This is a genomic window from Pseudomonas thivervalensis (assembly GCF_001269655.1).
Lineage (GTDB): Bacteria > Pseudomonadota > Gammaproteobacteria > Pseudomonadales > Pseudomonadaceae > Aquipseudomonas > Aquipseudomonas thivervalensis.
In genome coordinates, this window is the sequence record NZ_LHVE01000007.1 from 573376 (window position 1) to 591942 (window position 18567).

The window sequence follows — 18567 nt, forward strand, 5'->3', positions numbered from 1 at the left end:
GCTGGTGGCAATGACGATCACCGAGACAGTCGCGAGGAAGCAAGTCATGCAAATGAGAGCACTGAGCAATAACGACCTGGACCCGTTGCGCGATGCGCTCACCCTGGCCGGGCTACCCGTGGACGACCTGACGTATCCCGGTCGACAGTTCTTCAGCTTCAGCCACCAAGGTGTTGACGTGGCGTTTGGTGGCATCGAGGGGGAGGGCGCCGAGCGGTTGCTGCGCTCGCTGGTTGTCCTTGAGGGGCAGCGGGGCAAGGGGGCTGGCGCGGCGGTGCTGGCCGCTATCGAAGCGTTTGCGAAACGCGAGGGCGCACAGCGGCTCCACCTGTTGACCGACAGCGCCGCCGCGTTTTTTACCGGCCAGGGCTATCAGCTGGAGGATCGCTCGCTGGCGCCCGCTTCGATCAGCGCGACGGCCCAGTTCAAGACCTTGTGCCCGGCTTCGGCGACGTACCTGAGCAAGCGCCTCGTCTAGCGCAGCAAATGCACCGCTAGTCCGGCCAAGCCGCACGCCAGCAACACCTGGATCACTCCGCGCTTGTAGCGAAACAGCGCAATGGCCGCGGCGATTGCGATGATTGCCGACGGCCAGTCCAGGGCACCTGCAAAACCGTTGGGCCAAAGCACGTGGTAACCGAAGAAGCACGCCAGGTTGAGGATCACTCCGACCACCGCGGCGGTAATCGCAGTCAGCGGCGCGGTGAATTTCAACGCGTTGTGGGTCGATTCCACCAGCGGGCCGCCGGCCAGGATGAACAGGAACGAGGGCAGGAACGTGAACCAGGTCACCAGCGTGGCCGCGACCGCCCCGGCGAGAAAGGCCTGTTCGGGGCCGAACACCTGCATCACGTAGCCGCCAACGAAACCGACGAAGGCCACGACCATGATCAATGGTCCGGGTGTGGTTTCGCCCAAGGCCAGGCCGTCGATCATCTGTGTCGGCGTCAGCCAGCCGAAGTGTCCGACGGCGCCCTGGTACACGTAGGGCAAGACCGCATAGGCGCCGCCGAAGGTCAGCAGTGCGGCCTTGGTAAAGAACCAGGCCATTTGCGTCAACGTGCCGTGCCAGCCGAACAGGGCGGTCAGCAGGCCCATGGGCACGACCCACAACAGGGCACCGACGACTGCCAGGCGGGCCAACCTGGCAGCGCTGAACCGGGCGTGGTCCGGGGTCGGCGTGTCGTCGTCGATCAAGGCGGGGCCGAAGGATTTATGTTGCGTAGCGTGACCGCCCAGGCTGAATTTTTCCGGTGCCCAGCGCCCGCCGAAGTAACCGACGGCAGCCGCACCCAGCACGATCAGTGGGAAGGGGAGGTCAAAGGCGAAGATCGCGGTGAACGATGCCGCCGCGATCGCCCATAGCCAATTATTCTTGAGTGCGCGGGAGCCGATCCGGTGGGCGGCATGCACGACGATGGCCGTCACGGCCGGCTTGATGCCATAGAAAATGCCTGCCACTACCGGCACTTCGCCAAAGGCGATGTACAGCCACGACAGCGCGATGAGAATGAACAGCGAAGGCAGCACGAACAATGCCCCGGCGATCACCCCACCCCAGCTCCGGTGCATCAGCCAGCCCAGGTAGGTCGCCAGTTGCTGGGCCTCGGGCCCTGGCAGCAACATGCAGTAATTGAGGGCATGCAGGAAGCGCCGCTCGGAAATCCAGCGCCGACGTTCCACCAGTTCCTGATGCATGATCGAGATCTGCCCGGCGGGGCCGCCGAAACTGATGAAGCCCAGTTTGAGCCAGAACCAGAAAGCTTCGCGCAGGCTGACGGCGCCGGGTCGGGTCAGGGGTTGTTCGTCATCGGTTCGGGGCGGTTTGCTCATGGGCGACGGGGCACTTAAAAGTCGAAGGCGATCTACGTTATGGGGCGTTACGCAATTTAGATAGCCCCAGGCGAGGTTTGCTTGTAAAAAACAGCCCTTCAAAGGATTGAAACACACGACTGAAACAATCATCGCCGGATCATCCTGCTTTCGCACAATCGTCCCAAGGAGTGGGTCAATGAAACAACGTCTTGCCATAGCCGTACTGATCGTACTGACACTGGGCTCCATGGCCGCAGTCAATGCCCGCGAGTCCGGCAATGCACGGGCGCAACCCGTGGCCGGGCTGTTCGATTACTACCTGTTGGCGCTGTCCTGGTCGCCGACGTTCTGCCTGACTCACCAGAACGATGCGCAGTGTTCCGGCAAAGGCTACGGCTTTGTGCTCCACGGTCTCTGGCCGCAATACACCAAAGGCGGCTGGCCGCAATTCTGTGCGCCCCAGGTGCCGTTGAACGCCGCCGAGCAGGAGAAAGGCCTGACGCTGTTTCCAACCCGCAAGTTGATGGCGCATGAATGGTCCAAGCACGGTACGTGCAGTGGCCTGGGTGCCACGGGTTACCTGGAGGTTGCCGACAAAGCCCTGGGGGCGGTGAAAATCCCGCCGCAGTTGCAACCGTTCAACGCCTCGTACTATTTCGAGGCTGATGAAATCGTCCGACTGTTCCGCCAAAGCAATCCCGGCATTGCGCCTGACGGCATTGCGGTGATTTGCAGTGGGCCGCAGTTGTCGGAGGTGCGGGTGTGCATGGGCAAGGACCTGGCGTTCGCTTCTTGCGGCAAGGGCGTCAGGACACAATGCCGGGCCGGGGAGATCCGGGTGCCGCCAGTACGGTGAGTACCACGGAAATTTCTTCGTTCTGAGGCGGGCATTTTTGGGAGCGCCGGGGGTGGGTTTTTGGATCCATTCCAGCCACCCATCGGCTCCGCTGCACGGGCAAATTGCCGCCTCACAAGCGGTAGGCTAAGCTCACGAATATTGGGGGTTATGAGCGAATTCGCTCATGTTTTGCCCTCTTCAGGAAGTCGCTTGCCAATCTCCATCTACGATCCTTTCCATACCCCCGGTGGTGCCCTGAAACGCCTCCCGTTGCTCAAGGCTGCGGTCACGTTTATCGCGGCGGTGTGCCTGTGCCTGTGCGGTTTGCTTTACCTGCAGTTGGAACAGTCCCGCCGTCACGACGTGGAGTCGGCCCGCATCGCCTCGGCCACTCTTACTCGGGCCATGGCCCAGCAGGCTCAGGACACCTTCCTCCAGGCCGATCTGGTCCTGGCCAGTCTGATCGATTGGATCCAAATTGACGGCTTCGGCCCTGCGGTACAGCCACGTTTGCAGCAAACCTTTGCCCGGCGGGTGCAATCGCTTGAGCAACTGCATGGCCTGTTTCTGTTCGACAAGCACGGTCATTGGGTGGTGACCTCCTTTGAAAACCTGCACAGGGGAGCAGGGGTGGCGGATCGAGAGTATTTCGTTTTCCATCAGCAGAATGCCTCCCTGATCGCCCACATCGGTCCAGCGATCCGCAGCCGGCAAAACGGCGAATGGATCATCCCCGTTTCCCGCCGTTTGAACGATCAGGATGGCAACTTCCAAGGCGTGTTGATGGCCGGCATCAAAATGTCGTACTTCGAACGGTTCTTCAAAAGCTTCAGCCTGGATGAGCAAGGCGAGATGGCCCTGGCTTTGTCTGACGGGACACTCTTGGCCCGTCGCCCCTTCGATGAGGGACGGATTGGTCACCCGCTGGCCCAAGAGAATATTTACAACCATGCCCTGGCCGGCGGGATGTCTGGCGATGCACTTATCCGTTCGGCCATCGACGGCGTCGTCAGGCTCTATGGGCATCAACATCTACAGGCTTATCCGCTGGTGGTCACCGCCGCGATGTCCGAAGAGTCGATTCTCGCGGGCTGGCATGACCGGGCTTTCCAATCCAGCCTCATCGTGGGCTTGGTGGTCCTGGGCATTTGCTTGTTCGGCTGGGTATTCGTGCGCCAGGTACGTAACAGCGAAAAGATCGAAGCGGATTTGCGCAAGGCCCAGGAAGCGTTGGCGCTGATTGCCACCCACGACAGCCTCACCGGGCTGGCGAACCGGCGGTTGTTCGAGCGGGCCCTGGATATCGAGTTCGGCCGGGGTGCCCGTCAGCGCAGCCCGCTGAGCCTGATCATGCTCGACATCGATTTTTTCAAGCACTACAACGACGCCTATGGGCACGTGGCCGGGGATCATTGCCTGGCGGAAGTGGCCAAGGTGCTCAAGAGCTGTTGCCATCGCAAGGCCGATCTGGCGGTGCGTTATGGCGGCGAAGAGTTTGCAGTACTGCTGCCCGATACCAATCTTGCGGGGGCCATGGCGTTGGCCGAGCAGATCCGCCGCAGCGTCATCGACAAGCACATCACCCATTCCGGCTCCCCGACCGGTTACCTCACGGTGAGCCTGGGCTGCTATGCCTTTGTACCCAGCAGCCTGGACAGCATCGAAGTCTTCATCCAGCGCGCCGATGCCGCGCTTTACCAGGCCAAGCACGGCGGCCGCAACCGGGTGGCGGTGTTATCGACCGAAGGCGGGCTCGATACGCTGGCACGCTCGGATCGTTGAGATTGGTTGGAATCATCGGCCATGGGGCACGGTCAACTCTTCAAGCATCGCGCTGGTGACCCTCAAGAAGTGTGTAGGCTCTTTCGCAAAAAAACGTGGGCTCGCCAACTGATCGAACAGTGGCTGCTAAGGTTAGGAGCGACTGGCCCCGGTCCTCATTCCTCCAGGTATCGAGGCCAGCGTTGACAGGATAGGAGCAGGTCAATGGATTCCACTGCCGATACCCCTTCAGGCACCGCGCGTCACACGCCGATTACCCGTCGCCTGGTCGTGGCCGTCGCGGGGCTGTTTGTCCTGGGCGTCCTGGTGGCGATCGCCGCGCTGTTGAACATTGCACAAAAGCTCGACGCGGAGGACGTGCGCAAGACGCACTTCTATATCGAGCGCGCCCTCGAGAATCGCATCACCGCTTCGAAAAACTACATCGCCAGCTATGCCTATTGGACCACGGCCTACGACCACCTCAACGGTGAAGTCGATGTGCAATGGGCCTACGCCGAACAGAACATGGGCAAGACCCTGTTCACCAATGACGAATACGAAGGGGTGTTTGTCATTGATCGGCAACGCACCAAATATGCCGTGGTGCGCGGGCGCAATGTCCAGGATGATGCCTCGGTTTATATGGACACACCGCTGCCAGCGCTGGTGGACCAGCTCCAGACACAGCCCGACCTGACGATGTCGACGATTCGCTACACGCTGTTCGAGGGCTGGCCGGCCGTTGTCACCGCGTCGGTGATTCTGCCCAATGACGAACGACCCCAGGTCGAGGCCAAAGGCACTTCGGTGCTGCTGTTCGTTGACCAACTGACGCCGGTCAAACTGCGCAAAATGGGCAAGAGTTATGGCCTCACCGATTTGAATCTCAAGAAAGACACCGAACTCGAGCCCGGCCAGCCAGCTGTGCCGCTGGACAGTACCGGCTATAGCCTGGTGTCCCGGTTGGAGCGACCGGGCCAGCACCTGCTCTGGTCACTGGTGCCGCCGCTGGGTGGCGCGTTGCTGATCCTGGCACTGCTCACCGCTTACTTCTTTCGCTATGCAATGCGCACGGCACGGCATGTGGATGCCAGTTATGACAGCCTCGAAAAATCTGCACATGCCCTTGAGGCCAGCGAAGAGCGCTTCCGGGCCGTGGCCGAGGCGGCCTCCGACTGGATCTGGGAAATCGATGGGCAGCAGCGCATCACTTATCTGTCTGGGCGTTTCAATACGGTCACTGGATTTTCCGACCAGCAATGGCTGGGGCAGGATATCGAGCAACTGCTGTATTGCGACACCACGCCGATTGCCCTCTGGTTAGGCAAGCTGACGGAAGAACAGAACGCCAGCAACTTACGCTGTTCCTACCGCGATCATTCCGGGCAATTGCGCTTCTGTCGGGTGTCGGCGCGCCCGATCTACACCAAGGGCGAAGTGGTGGGGTACCGCGGTACCGCCAGTGACATCACCGATGAAGTGGCGGCTCACGCCCAGGTCCAGCATCTGTCGATGCACGATGCGCTGACCGGCCTGCCGAACCGCAACAAGCTGGCGCGGTACCTGGATGATGCGTTGGTGGCCAAGGAGCATGCCGCACCCCTGACGTTGCTGATGGTGGACTTGGACAATTTCAAGCCGATCAACGATTCCCTCGGCCACCCGGCAGGCGACGCGGTGTTGCTGGAAGTGGCTCAGCGGCTGCGCGACAGCACCCGCGAGCAAGACCTGGTGGCGAGGCTGGGGGGCGACGAGTTCGTGGTGGTGCTCAACGGCATGGAACACACCACGGAGATCGATCGATTCTGTGAGCGGTTGATCGACAGCCTGCAGCAACCGATTCTCTACGAAACCCATTCGTTGCACATTGGCGCCAGCATTGGCATCGCCGTGAGCCGGCGCCAGGGTTATGTGCCCGGTGAGTTGATCCGCTGTGCCGACATTGCCTTGTACCAGGCCAAGTCCGAAGGCAAGAAAACCTGGTGTTATTTCGCTTCGCAAATGAACGATCAGATCCAGCATCGTCGCCAACTGGAAAGCGACCTGCGCCAGGCCGTGAAGAAAAACGAATTCGTCCTGCATTTCCAGCCGCGCTACACCGTCGATGGTCGGGAGATCGTGGCGGTCGAGGCCTTGGTTCGCTGGCAGCATCCGACCCAAGGCTTGTTGGGCCCTGATGCCTTTATTCCCTTGGCCGAGCAAACCGACCTGATTGTCCCGCTTTCTCGTTGGGTATTGCGTGAGGCCTGCGAAACCGCGCTGACCTGGCCGGGGGAACTGATGGTTTCGGTCAACCTGTCGCCGGCGCAGTTCGAGCGCAGCGACGTGGTGGAAGATGTGCGACAGGTGTTGATCGAAACCCGTTTTCCGGCGAGTCGGCTGGAACTCGAGATCACCGAAAACGTGATGCTCAACGACGTCGATGGCGCCCTTCAGGTCATGAACGCCTTGAAGGAACTGGGCGTGCGCTTGAACATGGACGACTTCGGTACCGGTTATTCGTCCCTGGGTTACCTGCGCACCTATCCGTTCGATGGCATCAAGATCGACAAGCGCTTCATCGCCTCCATGAGCAACAGCAGCAACGACCGCGCCGTGGTGCAGGCAATCATCAACCTGGGCAAGGCCATGGGGCTGACGGTCACCGCCGAAGGAGTGGAAACCCTGGCCCAGCTCGGTTCATTGGGCTCGGATCAATGCCATGAAGTACAGGGTTATTTCCTCAGCCGTCCGATCGACAAACAAGCCTTTGCGCAATTGCTGGAAAACGGCCGGCCCCTAACTAAAACGGGCTCATGAAGATCGTTGCAACCACCGCGTCTGGTTGACGGTCACAGCCAGTAACGTGGCATTTCGAGTACCGGCCCTATGAAAAACCTGCGGATTGCGACCTTCAACATCAATGGCATCCGGGCCCGGCTGCCCAACCTGCTGGAATGGCTGGAGCGGGAGAAACCCGACATTGTCTGTTTGCAGGAACTCAAGGCCGCAGATAAGGACTTCCCGGCGGCGGAGTTGGAGTCGGTGGGGTATGGGGCGATCTGGCACGGGCAGGCATCGTGGAACGGTGTCGCGATCCTGGCCCGTGATGCGCAACCATTGGAGAGCCGTCGAGGCCTGCCGGGTGGGGATGACGACAGCCACAGTCGCTATCTGGAAGCAGCGGTGCACGGCGTGCTGGTGGGGTGTCTTTACCTGCCCAACGGCAATCCGCAACCCGGTCCAAAATTCGACTACAAGCTGGCCTGGTTCGAACGCCTGATCGAATACGCCCAAGGGTTGCAGGCCAGTGATCATCCCGTGGTGCTGGCCGGTGACTACAATGTGGTGCCCACCGACGACGACATCTACAACCCGCGCTCCTGGCTCAAGGATGCGCTGTTGCAGCCCGAAAGCCGTGCCTGCTACCAGCGCTTGCTGGACCAGGGCTGGACCGACTCGTTGCGCCACTTGTATCCAGACGAGCGGATCTACACCTTCTGGGATTATTTCCGCCAGCACTGGCAAAAGAACTCCGGACTGCGCATCGATCACCTGTTGCTCAACCCGGCCGCCAGCGCCTACCTGAGCGAGGCTGGCGTGGACGCCTGGGTCAGGAACCAGCCCCACCCCAGCGACCATGCACCCACCTGGATCCGGCTGGCTTCGCGCAAACGGCGCTGACGGGGCAGGGGGCCCGGTCGATTGTTGTCTCTGTGAAGGGAATGCCTTATACCTGGCGCCATTAGCCGTGCGCTTGTTCTGAGCGCCGTGCCGAACCCGGAAAAGGACACCCCTCATGAGTCACCCCCAACTGAGCGATACGGCCCGCTATCTGCGGCGCCTGGGTTTCGATGCACCACCGGCGCCGACCCTCGACACGCTGCGTCAGTTGCAATGGCGCCATACCGCTGAATTCCCTTTCGAAACCCTCTCGACGTTGCTGCGTCAGCCCGTGCCCATCGACCTTGAATCGGTCGAGCGCAAGGTTTTCGAGGACGGGCGCGGCGGCTATTGCTATGAACTCAACCAGTTGTTCCTGGTGCTGTTGCACACACTGGGTTTCGACGCCCGCGGCATCACCGGGCGCGTAGTGATGAACGCGCCTGAGGGCGCCTGGACTGCCCGGACCCATCGGCTGAGCCTGGTGACGATCGACGGCGTGCGCTACATCACCGATGTCGGCTTTGGCGGCATGGTGCCCACCGCACCGCTGCTGCTGGACAGCCGTGATGTTCAGGTGACGCCCCATGAGCCGTACCGCATCGAGACCCATGCGGACGGTTACCTGCTGCGCGCCAACGTTGCCGACGAATGGCGACCGATGTACCTGTTCGACCTGCAACGCCAGGAAGACATCGACTATACCGTCGGCAATTGGTACGTCTGCAACCACCCTGAGTCGCCGTTCATGGGCCGGTTAATGGTGGCCCGCACTGGTGATGGGCTGCGCAAGACCTTGAACGGCAACAGCTATGCCGTGCACCGGATAGGGCAGGAGAGCGAGCGGCGCGTGATCACCGATGCCGATGAGCTGATCGATTTGCTGGAGCAGGAATTCAGCCTGCGCGTACCGCTGCGCGAGCTGTTGCGGCCTGCGATCGTGGGGTTGTTCCAGGAATAACTGAGTGGTTGACCGGGTATCTGTTCCAAATGTGCACGCAACAAGTTGTATACAACTCTATGGACATTTGTCCTAGATTTTGAATACAGTGTGCGCATAACAAAAAACAGGGAATCCCCGAACCATGAAAACGCCCCATGTTTCACTCCCACGGCCCGAGGACGAAAACCTCGGCGTCGGCGCGAATATGGCTTACGGCCTGCAACATGTGTTGACCATGTACGGTGGTATCGTCGCCGTGCCGTTGATCATCGGCCAGGCGGCCGGGCTTTCGCCGGCGGACATCGGTCTGTTGATTGCCGCGTCATTGTTCGCGGGAGGCCTGGCCACATTGCTGCAAACCCTCGGCCTGCCGTTTTTTGGCTGCCAGCTGCCCTTGGTGCAGGGCGTATCGTTTTCGGGCGTCGCGACCATGGTGGCGATTGTCGGCAGCGGCGGGGAAGGGGGCTTTCAAGCCATCCTAGGCGCGGTGATCGCAGCGTCCCTGATTGGTTTGCTGATCACCCCGGTGTTTTCCCGCATCACCCGGTTCTTTCCACCACTGGTCACCGGCATTGTCATCACCACCATCGGCCTGACCCTGATGCCGGTGGCGGCGCGTTGGGCGATGGGTGGCAACAGCCACGCCGCCGATTTTGGCAGCATGGCGAACATTGGCCTGGCCGCAGTGACCCTGGTATTGGTGCTGCTGCTGAGCAAAATGGGCAGCGCGACCATCTCGCGCTTGTCGATTCTGTTGGCGATGGTCATCGGTACCGTCATCGCGGTGTTCCTCGGCATGGCCGATTTTTCATCGGTCAGCCAGGGCCCGATGTTCGGCTTCCCGACCCCGTTCCATTTCGGCATGCCGACGTTCCATATCGCTGCGATCTTGTCGATGTGCATTGTGATCATGGTCACCCTGGTTGAAACCTCCGCCGACATCCTGGCGGTGGGCGAGATCATCGACACCAAGGTCGATTCGAGGCGCCTGGGCAATGGTCTGCGGGCCGACATGCTGTCGAGCATGATCGCGCCGATCTTCGGTTCCTTCACCCAGAGTGCCTTCGCCCAGAACGTCGGGCTGGTGGCGGTCACCGGGATCAAGAGTCGTTTCGTGGTAGCGACTGGTGGGGTGTTCCTGGTGGTACTCGGCCTACTGCCGTTCATGGGCCGGGTGATCGCCGCCGTGCCGACCTCGGTGCTGGGCGGTGCCGGTATCGTGTTGTTTGGCACGGTGGCGGCCAGTGGCATCCGCACGCTGTCGAAAGTCGACTACCGCAACAACGTCAACCTGATCATCGTCGCCACCTCCATCGGCTTCGGCATGATTCCCATCGCCGCACCGAACTTCTACGACCATTTTCCAAGCTGGTTCGCGACCATCTTTCATTCGGGCATCAGTTCTTCGGCGATCATGGCGATCGTGCTGAACCTGGCGTTCAACCACTTCACCACGGGCAACTCCGACCAGCAGTCAGTCTTCGCCGCCGGTACCGAACGGGTGTTGCGCTACCAGGACCTGGCGGCGCTGCGCGAAGGCGATTATTTCAGCGACGGCAAGCTGCATGATTGCGATGGCAACGAGATTCCGGTGGTGGCGGAGCCTGTTCAAGAGGCGGCGGAGCATGGGCCGATCCGACTGAAAAGCAGCGAGCACGTCTGACGATTACCTCTGTGGCGAGGGAGCTTGCTCCCGCTGGGCTGTGGTAGGAGCTGCCGAAGGCTGCGATCTTTTGATTTTTATCTTTCGCTCTCGGCTCAATCGTCTGGAACAAGATCGCAGCCTCGTTGCACTCGACAGCTCCTACAATAAATCGGGTTATTCAGCGGACATGAAAAAGCCTGTGATCACTGATCACAGGCTTTTTTTTTTCGCTCGGGAGGCTAATTACCAGCGGCCGTAATGCCCGCGGGGTGGGCCGTAGTAGTAGCCCCGTGGTGGCCCGTAATACACCGGCGCCGGGCGATAGTAGATCGGCTGCTCCACATACACCGGCTGCGGCTGGTAGTAGACCGGCGGGGGCTGCTGCACATAGACCGGCTGCGGTTGGTAGTAGACCGGTTGTTGCTGCACATACACCGGCCGATCACGGTTGATGATGGCCGAGCCAACGATGGCCGAACCGACGATAGCACCAAACACGGCGGGCCCCTCCCAACCACCACGACCGTGGGCGGATGCCTGGCCGGTGACCGCGAGTGCCCCCATGAGCAGGGCGATGATGGGAAGTCTACGATTCATGGCTGTTCCTCGTTTCGGCCCCGGCGCCTGTGGTCTGCAACAGACCCGATGAGGGTCGCGGGGATACTTGCTATGACAGCGATTTTCTCAGGATTTACGACGCCGTTGGGTAAATATTGTGTAAGGTCTGTAGCGCTTTTCTTTACCGCGCCAAGTCACCCAGCGGCCTGAGATCGGGCCGGGCCGGGCGGTATCATCATCGAACGAACCTTTTGGGGCGGCGTTCCGTCTGTCCGAAAGTGAATGCAAGGAGACACGCATGCAGATCAATCCCAACAAAGACACCCAACTGTGCATGTCACTCTCGGGGCGTCCCGGAAACTTCGGCCTGCGCTTTCACAACCATTTGTATGAACAATTGGGCCTGAATTTCTATTACAAAGCGTTCAGCAGCCAGGACCTGCCTGGAGCGGTGGGCGGTATCCGCGCCTTGGGCATTCGCGGATGCGGCGTGTCGATGCCGTTCAAGGAAGCCTGCATTGCCCTGGTAGACGAACTGGATCCTTCCGCCGCCGCGATCCAGTCGATCAACACCATCGTCAATACCGACGGCCATTTGAAGGCCTACAACACCGATTACATTGCCATCGCCCAATTGCTGCACAGCCACGCCGTGCCCAAGGATTCGACCTTTGCCCTGCGCGGCAGTGGCGGCATGGCCAAGGCGGTGGCCAGTGCCTTGCGCGACGGGGGCTACAAGAATGGGCTGATCGTCGCCCGCAATGAGACCGCCGGGCGCGCCCTGGCCGAGTCCCTGGGCTATGAATGGCAAGCGGAACTCGATACCCGGCGGCCACAGATGCTGATCAACGTCACGCCGATCGGCATGACCGGCGGCCCGGAAGCCGACCAATTGGCGTTTGAACCCGAAACCATCGCCGCGGCCGAGACCGTGTTCGATGTGGTGGCGATCCCGTCGGAAACGCCCCTGATCGTACGCGCCCGGGCCGACGGCAAACGGGTCATCACCGGGTTGGAAGTCATCGCGATCCAGGCCCTGGAGCAGTTCGTGCTGTACACCGGCGTGCGGCCCAACCTGGAGCAATTCGAAAAAGCCGTGGCCTTCGCCCGGTCGGCGTAGGCGCTGCTATTCCAGCCGCGCCAAGCGTTCTTCCAGCGCCGCGATCCGCGCTTCGAGTTCTTCGATGCGTTCCAGCGAGACACCGCCGCCGGCACCGCGCTCCACCGGGTGCTGGCGGGCGGCGAGAATCGCTTCGATGTCCGCCGGGTCGCCCATGGCGTGCACATAGCGGTCCTCGCGCTGACCGGCCTGGCGTGGCACCAGCAACGCCAGCCCTCGGGCGATCAGGCGTTCGAGCTGATGCACCACTTGCTCGGCGTCTTCGAAGTCGTGCATCCGTCCGCTGCGGGTCAGCAGCTCATTGACCGTTTGCGGGCCGCGCAGGAACAGCAGGCCCATCAGGACCACCTGGGCCGGCACCAGCTCCAGCGCCTTGTCGACCCGATGTTCCCAGCGGTCGGCGCGGCTGCCCATCACCAGCTTGGTGAAGCCACGACCTTCCAGCGCCCGCAGGCTCTGGCCGACTTGGCCGGGGTTGAGGTTCATCACCGGTTCGCGGCTGGTCTTCTGGTTGCAGGCCAGTACCAGGGCGTTGAGCGTCAGCGGGTAGGTCTCGGGGTTGGTGGCCTGCTTCTCGACCAATGCGCCGAGGATGCGGATTTCCGTGCTATTGAGCCGTGGTTCTTCAGCCTGCTGTTGTTCTTCGATGCTCATCGCGCGTTCCCTATGCTGTGGAAGCCGCCTAGCCTAATCCTTGCGCAATAAAAGACAAGCCGTGCAACCAGCCGTGGCTATAATCGCAGCCGTTTGATTCATTCTTTCCTGCCACCTGCATGAGATTGCCATGACTATTTCCCTGTACGCCGCTTCCGTCCCGGTTTTCAAGCAGATGCTCAACGCGTTGAGCGACGTTCTGAACAAGGCCGAAGCCCACGCCACCGCGAAGAACATCGACCCGAACGCTTTCCTGCAAGCCCGTCTGTACCCGGACATGTTCCCGCTGGTGCGCCAGGTGCAGATCGCGGTGGATTTCGCCAAGGGTGTGTCCGCGCGCTTGGCCGAGGTCGAGCTGCCGAAGTATGACGACAGCGAGACTACCTTCGCCGAGCTGCAAGCCCTGATCGCCAAGGTGTTGGCCTTCATCGGCGACATCAAGCCTGAGCAGATCGATGGCAAGGAAGGCATCGAAATCGTCACCCGTCCGGGCACGCCAAAGGAGAAGCGCTTCAGCGGCCAGAACTACCTGCTGACCTACGGCCTGCCGCAGTTCTTCTTCCACGTCACCACCACCTACGCTTTGCTGCGCCACAACGGCGTGGAAGTGGGCAAGCGCGACTACATGGGCGCGTTCTAACCCGCAGGCATGAAAAAGCCCGGGACGGTTTGGGCCGTTCCCGGGCTTTTTTGTGGCTGCAGGTCATATCCTTGGTGGATGTGCCGCCGCTATCGCGAGCAAGCTCGCTCCCACAGTGGCAGTGGCGCTCACACAATGGCCGCTACACAATAAACCCCCTGTGGGAGCGAGCTTGCTCGCGATGGCGACCGAACAGCCGCCACCGTTGTTACGCCGTACGCGCGAGCTTCTCTTCCTCACCCAGGCACGCCGCCGCCGTGAACAGCACATCCGTCGACGAGTTCAACGCCGTCTCCGCCGAATCTTGCAGGACGCCGATGATGAAGCCCACTGCGACCACTTGCATGGCAATCTCACTGGGAATGCCAAACAGGCTGCACGCCAGGGGTATCAGCAACAGCGAGCCGCCGGCCACCCCGGACGCACCGCAGGCGCAAATGGCGGCGACAACGCTCAGCAGTACGGCCGTTGGCAGGTCCACCGCAATACCCAGGGTATGCACGGCCGCCAGGGTCAGTACGGTGATGGTGATGGCGGCGCCGGCCATGTTGATGGTCGCGCCCAGTGGAATCGACACCGAATAGGTGTCTTCGTGCAGGCCCAGGCGTTTGCTCAGTTCCAGGTTCACCGGAATATTCGCCGCCGAGCTGCGGGTGAAAAACGCTGTGATGCCGCTCTCGCGCAGGCAGGTGAACACCAGCGGGTAAGGGTTGCGCCGTAGTTTCCAGAACACGATGAGTGGGTTGACTACCAACGCCACGAACAGCATGCAACCGATCAGCACGGTCAGCAGGTGCAGGTAGCCGAGCAGGGCGTCGAAGCCGGACGTGGCCAGGGTCGAGGCCACCAGCCCGAAGATCCCGAGCGGGGCGAAGCGGATGACCAGGCGCACGATCACGGTTACACCGTTGGACAGGTCTTCGAGCACGGTGCGCGTGGTCTGGCCAGCATGACGAATGGCGATGCCCATGCCGATGGCCCAGGCCAGGATGCCGATGAAGTTACCGTCCATCAGCGCCCGGACCGGGTTATCCACCACGCTCAGCAGCAGGCTTTGTAGCACCTCGCTGATGCCACCGGGCGCTGTGACCGCGACGTCTTGGGTCGACAGCACCAGGTTGGAGGGAAACAGCGTACTGGCGACCACCGCGACCACCGCCGCGGCGAACGTGCCCAGCAGGTAGAGGAACAGGATGGGGCGGATATGGGTTTCCTGGCCATGCTTGTGGTTGGCGATCGACGCCATGACCAGCACGAATACCAAAATCGGCGCCACGGCCTTGAGGGCGGACACGAAGACCTTGCCGATGAAGGCGGTGGACTTCGCCACGTCGGGCGCCAGCCATGCCAGGACAATACCGGCGATCAGGCCAATGATGATTTGCGTCACCAGGCTGGTGCGTTTGAGGCGTTGCAAAGGGGTAACGGACGAAGCTGTCATAGCGGCATCTCTGATTTTATTGTGTTCAACGGTCGACGGATCAGGGCAACAAGCGGGCAGGCCACATGAGCGGACCGAGAGAAAGTACGGCGTTTGCAGGCCGCGGACTTTAGCACAGCCGGTGAAAAATCTGACGGACCTGTGACAGTCCGTCACCCTTATCCGGGCCATGCCGAGCGTTTGTATGACGCGCGCATTCTGTTAGGCTTTGTCACTCTCACTTTTTTTCCGCCAGCGGGCCCCAGGGCTAACGCTGGTGTCGTCGTTTTGCTGGAGTTCTACATGTTGTTACCCATCTTCCTGTTGTCGGCCGCCGGTTTTACCGTGCTGACCACGGAATTCGTCATCGTTGGCCTGTTACCTTCCATTGCCCGCGACCTGCACGTCAGCATTCCCCAGGCCGGGCTGCTGGTGACGCTGTTCGCGTTTACGGTGGCGGCGTTCGGGCCATTCCTGACGGCCTGGTTCGCTCGTTTCGAGCGGCGCAAGTTGTTTATCAGCGTGCTGGTGATGTTCGGCCTGGCCAACCTGCTGGCCACCTTCGCCCCCAACATCTGGGTAATGGCCCTTGCCCGGTTGATCCCGGCCTTGGGCCTGCCGGTGTTCTGGGCGTTGGCCAGTGAAACGGCGGTGGACATTGTCGGGCCGCAGCTGGCCGGAAGGGCCATCGCCCGGATCGGCTTCGGCATCGTCTGCGCCACAGTGTTTGGTATTCCAGTGGGTACATTGATTGCCGATGCGTTTGGCTGGCGCAGCGCGTTTGCGATCCTGGCGGTCATTGCCTTCGCCAAAGCGTTGCTGCTGTTTTTCTACTTGCCGAAAACCAACCTGCATCAGCATCAGGTGAGCTTCCGTTCGCAATTGAAGATCCTGCGCAATCCGTTGATGCAAGGGCACGTGCTGTTGTCGATCCTGGTGTTCAGCGGCATGTTCACCGCCTACACCTATCTGGCGGATATCCTCGAGCGCCTCGCCGGGTTCGATGGCACCCTGGTGGGCTGGTGCCTGATGGGCTTCGGCGCGGTCGGGCTGCTGGGCAACTCCCTCGGTGGTCGTGCGGTGGACCGACATCCGCTGATCGCGTCGATGGTGTTCTGCCTGTTCCTGATCGGCGGCATGGTGGCGTTGGTCCCAAGCATTCATTCGCCCCTCGCGTTGGCGGCGGCGATGGGCATCTGGGGCGTGACCCAGGCCGCATTGTTCCTGGTCAGCCATGTGCGGCTGATGAAGGCAGCCCCGCAGGCCCCGGCGTTTGCCGCTTCGTTGAACATTGCCGGGGCCAACCTGGGGATTGGCCTGGGAGCGATGATCGGTGGCCGGGTCATCGATACCCTGGGCCTGGGCAGTGTCGGGTTCGCGGCCGCCGGGTTCATTTTTGTATCGATTCTGCTGGCGTTGCTCCTGATGACCTTCAAGCCCCGCGCCACTTGCATGGATAGCTAGACGCTGAACAACTCGCGACGGGCACCTTCGGCAATCGCGACGATGCCAGGGTGGCTGACCTTGCGTTCCACGGAAATGGCGTAGAAGGATTCACTCACCGCATCGGTCTGGCCGATCACTTCTACGCCGTACTGACGCTTGACCTCTTCGGCGATCACGCTCGGGCCGATGAAAATCCCACTGCCGGATTGACCGAAGGCCTGCATCAAGGCGCTGTCGTCGAACTCGCCGACGATGCGCGGCTGGATCTGCTGTTCGGCGAACCAGCGTTGCAAGCGGCTGCGCACCACGGTTTCCGGTCCGGGAATCAGCAGTGGGGCGTCATTGAGGCCATGGGGGAAATCCCGCCCGTAGCGTTCGGCCAGCGCGGCGGTGGCGAAAAAGCTGATCCCGCATTCCCCCAGTTTCTGGCTGTAGCCCTTGATGTCCAGGTGAGTTGGCATCGGGCTGTCGGAAATCACCAGGTCCAGGCGCTGGATCGCCAGGTCCGCCAGCAGCCGTTCAAGCTTGTCCTCGCGACAGGTGATGCGCAGCGGTTCACTCAATTCCATGGTCGGCGCCAGCAGTCGATAGACGATGGATTTGGGCACCACGTCCGCCACCCCGACCCTGAACAGGGTTTGCTGCTCGTTGGGCTGGGCCCGCAGCATCAGTTCCAGCTCACCGCCCAACTGGAACATGTGCTCGGCGTAGGGCAGCGTCTGGCGGCCGGCTTCGGTCAGTTCCAACTGCCGCCCGACACGACGAAACAATTTGATGTGATAGGTTTGCTCGAACAGGGAAATCTGCCCGCTGATGGTCTGCGGGGTCAGGTTCAACTGCTCGCATGCCCGCACGATACTGCCGGTTTTCGCCACCACCCAGAAGTAATGCAGCTGTCGATAATTGAGCATGGGTTCATATCGCTTCGTAAAAACCGAAGTATAACCGCTGAAAATACGAATTTTCCTGAAGTATTCGCCTCTCTAGAATGCCTGGCCATTGGTGGGCCACTTTTTGTGCTCCTTCTATTCTCCAAAGAGGCATTCATTCCATGACCTATAAATCCTTGGGGCTTGCAGCCCTGTTGGTAATGTCCGCAACGACGCTGGTGGGCTGTGAGCAGGCTGAAAAAAGCGCTCAGCAATTGATGGGGCAGGCAGCGGAAACCGCCAAACAGGCCATCGACGACACCCACAAGGCCGCCGAACAGGCGCTCAGCGAAGCCACCGGCGGGCTGATCAAGCCCAAGAAAGAGCCGGCGGACGAAGCCGAAGAAACACAAACCCCTACCAAAACCATCTAACGCGTCACATCAGTCAGGACTGACCCATGGATTATCTTTTACAGCTCGCCGCCAGCCCCACCGCGTGGATCGCCCTGGCGACTCTGGTCGTGATGGAAATCGTGCTTGGCATCGATAACCTGATCTTCATTTCGATTCTGACCAACAAGCTGCCCGAACAGCATCGTGCCAAGGCGCGGCGGATCGGTATCGGCATGGCGCTGATCCTGCGCCTGGGCTTGTTGAGCACCATTGCCTTCATTGTGCAGTTGACCGAACCGGTCATTGAAATCCTGGGCCAGGCGTTTTCCTGGAAGGACATGATCCTGATTGCCGGCGGCCTGTTCCTGCTGTGGAAAGCGACCACTGAAATCCACCACAGCATGGACCCGGCGCCGAATGATCCGAAATCGGCCACGTCCGGTGTGACCCTGGGCTTTGCGGCGGCCATCGGTCAGATCCTGATGTTGGACCTGGTGTTCTCCATCGACAGCATCATCACTGCCGTGGGCATGACCGAGCATTTGCCGATCATGATCATCGCCGTCGTCGTCTCGGTGCTGGTGATGCTCTTGGCGGCCGAACCGCTCGCCAAGTTCATCAATGACAACCCGACCGTGGTCATGCTGGCCCTGGGCTTCCTGATCATGATCGGCATGACGCTGATCGCTGAAGGTTTCGGCGCCCATGTACCGAAAGGCTATATCTATGCGGCCATGGCCTTTTCGGCGGCGATCGAGGTGTTGAACATGTTGTCCCGCAGGGCCAAGGAAAAGGCGTTGCCCGACAACGCTTGATTC

Annotated in this window: 17 protein-coding genes; 12 read left to right on the forward strand and 5 right to left on the reverse strand. The window is 60.9% G+C overall.

Translation table 11 applies throughout. The features are described from left to right. The first annotated feature begins 46 nt into the window (after positions 1–46). Entirely contained in the window at positions 47–478 is a 432-nt protein-coding gene (gene arsN2, locus AD659_RS10290; protein ID WP_053120795.1) for an arsenic resistance N-acetyltransferase ArsN2, read from the forward strand. Here the strand turns inward: arsN2 and chrA are convergent. Next, positions 475–1833: a chromate efflux transporter gene (chrA, locus tag AD659_RS10295; RefSeq protein WP_053120797.1), complete on the reverse strand. Its 1359-nt coding sequence runs from the start codon at positions 1831–1833 to the stop codon at positions 475–477. The two genes, arsN2 and chrA, sit on opposite strands and share 4 nt — an antisense overlap. Before the next feature lie 178 nt (positions 1834–2011). Here chrA and AD659_RS10300 point away from each other — a divergent pair, with 178 nt between their 5' ends. The 6 genes from AD659_RS10300 to AD659_RS10325 all read left to right on the forward strand — a co-directional run bounded on the left by AD659_RS10300 (position 2012) and on the right by AD659_RS10325 (position 10665). Continuing rightward, complete coding sequence (locus AD659_RS10300) at positions 2012–2671, forward strand: ribonuclease T2 family protein (RefSeq protein WP_053120799.1); 660 nt, start codon at positions 2012–2014, stop codon at positions 2669–2671. Positions 2672–2863: 192 nt separating this feature from the next. Then, the gene (locus tag AD659_RS10305; RefSeq protein ID WP_053120801.1) at positions 2864–4435 is read left to right on the forward strand and encodes a sensor domain-containing diguanylate cyclase; all 1572 of its coding nucleotides are present in this window, start codon (positions 2864–2866) and stop codon (positions 4433–4435) included. 204 nt (positions 4436–4639) lie between these two features. Continuing rightward, entirely contained in the window at positions 4640–7216 is a 2577-nt protein-coding gene (locus AD659_RS10310) for a bifunctional diguanylate cyclase/phosphodiesterase (RefSeq protein WP_053120803.1), read from the forward strand. Positions 7217–7285: 69 nt separating this feature from the next. Further along, the gene (gene xth / locus AD659_RS10315; protein ID WP_053120805.1) at positions 7286–8080 is read left to right on the forward strand and encodes an exodeoxyribonuclease III; all 795 of its coding nucleotides are present in this window, start codon (positions 7286–7288) and stop codon (positions 8078–8080) included. Between the two features lie 115 nt (positions 8081–8195). Beyond that, positions 8196–9020 carry an arylamine N-acetyltransferase family protein gene (locus AD659_RS10320; protein ID WP_053120807.1) on the forward strand — a complete coding sequence of 275 codons (825 nt, stop codon included), beginning with the start codon at positions 8196–8198 and terminating at the stop codon, positions 9018–9020. 124 nt (positions 9021–9144) lie between these two features. Next, positions 9145–10665 carry a nucleobase:cation symporter-2 family protein gene (locus AD659_RS10325; protein ID WP_053120809.1) on the forward strand — a complete coding sequence of 507 codons (1521 nt, stop codon included), beginning with the start codon at positions 9145–9147 and terminating at the stop codon, positions 10663–10665. 225 nt (positions 10666–10890) lie between these two features. Here AD659_RS10325 and AD659_RS10330 read toward each other — a convergent pair whose 3' ends face one another. Next, positions 10891–11244, reverse strand: coding sequence for a hypothetical protein (locus tag AD659_RS10330; protein ID WP_053120811.1), 354 nt, complete (start codon positions 11242–11244; stop codon positions 10891–10893). 259 nt (positions 11245–11503) lie between these two features. Here AD659_RS10330 and AD659_RS10335 point away from each other — a divergent pair, with 259 nt between their 5' ends. Continuing rightward, positions 11504–12325 carry a shikimate 5-dehydrogenase gene (locus AD659_RS10335; RefSeq protein ID WP_053120813.1) on the forward strand — a complete coding sequence of 274 codons (822 nt, stop codon included), beginning with the start codon at positions 11504–11506 and terminating at the stop codon, positions 12323–12325. A gap of 6 nt (positions 12326–12331) precedes the next feature. Here the strand turns inward: AD659_RS10335 and AD659_RS10340 are convergent, their stop codons facing one another. Continuing rightward, the gene (locus AD659_RS10340) at positions 12332–12979 is read right to left on the reverse strand and encodes a YceH family protein (RefSeq protein ID WP_053120815.1); all 648 of its coding nucleotides are present in this window, start codon (positions 12977–12979) and stop codon (positions 12332–12334) included. Between the two features lie 130 nt (positions 12980–13109). On the opposite strand from AD659_RS10340, the gene AD659_RS10345 reads away from it, so the two are divergent. Further along, positions 13110–13619, forward strand: a complete 510-nt coding sequence (locus tag AD659_RS10345; RefSeq protein ID WP_053120817.1) for a DUF1993 domain-containing protein — start codon at positions 13110–13112, stop codon at positions 13617–13619. Between the two features lie 208 nt (positions 13620–13827). On the opposite strand, the gene sstT is transcribed toward AD659_RS10345, so the two are convergent. After that, entirely contained in the window at positions 13828–15060 is a 1233-nt protein-coding gene (gene sstT / locus AD659_RS10350; protein ID WP_053120819.1) for a serine/threonine transporter SstT, read from the reverse strand. Positions 15061–15342: 282 nt separating this feature from the next. On the opposite strand from sstT, the gene AD659_RS10355 reads away from it, so the two are divergent. Continuing rightward, a complete protein-coding gene (locus AD659_RS10355) occupies positions 15343–16503 on the forward strand; it encodes an MFS transporter (RefSeq protein ID WP_053120821.1) in 1161 nt (386 codons plus the stop codon). On the opposite strand, the gene nhaR is transcribed toward AD659_RS10355, so the two are convergent. After that, positions 16500–17396 (reverse strand): transcriptional activator NhaR, encoded by an 897-nt coding sequence (nhaR, locus tag AD659_RS10360; RefSeq protein ID WP_053120823.1) that lies wholly within the window; start codon positions 17394–17396, stop codon positions 16500–16502. The two genes, AD659_RS10355 and nhaR, sit on opposite strands and share 4 nt — an antisense overlap. Before the next feature lie 140 nt (positions 17397–17536). Between nhaR and AD659_RS10365 the strand changes: the two genes are divergently transcribed. Beyond that, the gene (locus AD659_RS10365) at positions 17537–17788 is read left to right on the forward strand and encodes a hypothetical protein (protein WP_053120826.1); all 252 of its coding nucleotides are present in this window, start codon (positions 17537–17539) and stop codon (positions 17786–17788) included. A 26-nt stretch (positions 17789–17814) separates the two neighbouring features. Continuing rightward, entirely contained in the window at positions 17815–18564 is a 750-nt protein-coding gene (locus AD659_RS10370) for a TerC family protein (RefSeq protein ID WP_053120828.1), read from the forward strand. Positions 18565–18567: the final 3 nt, after the last annotated feature.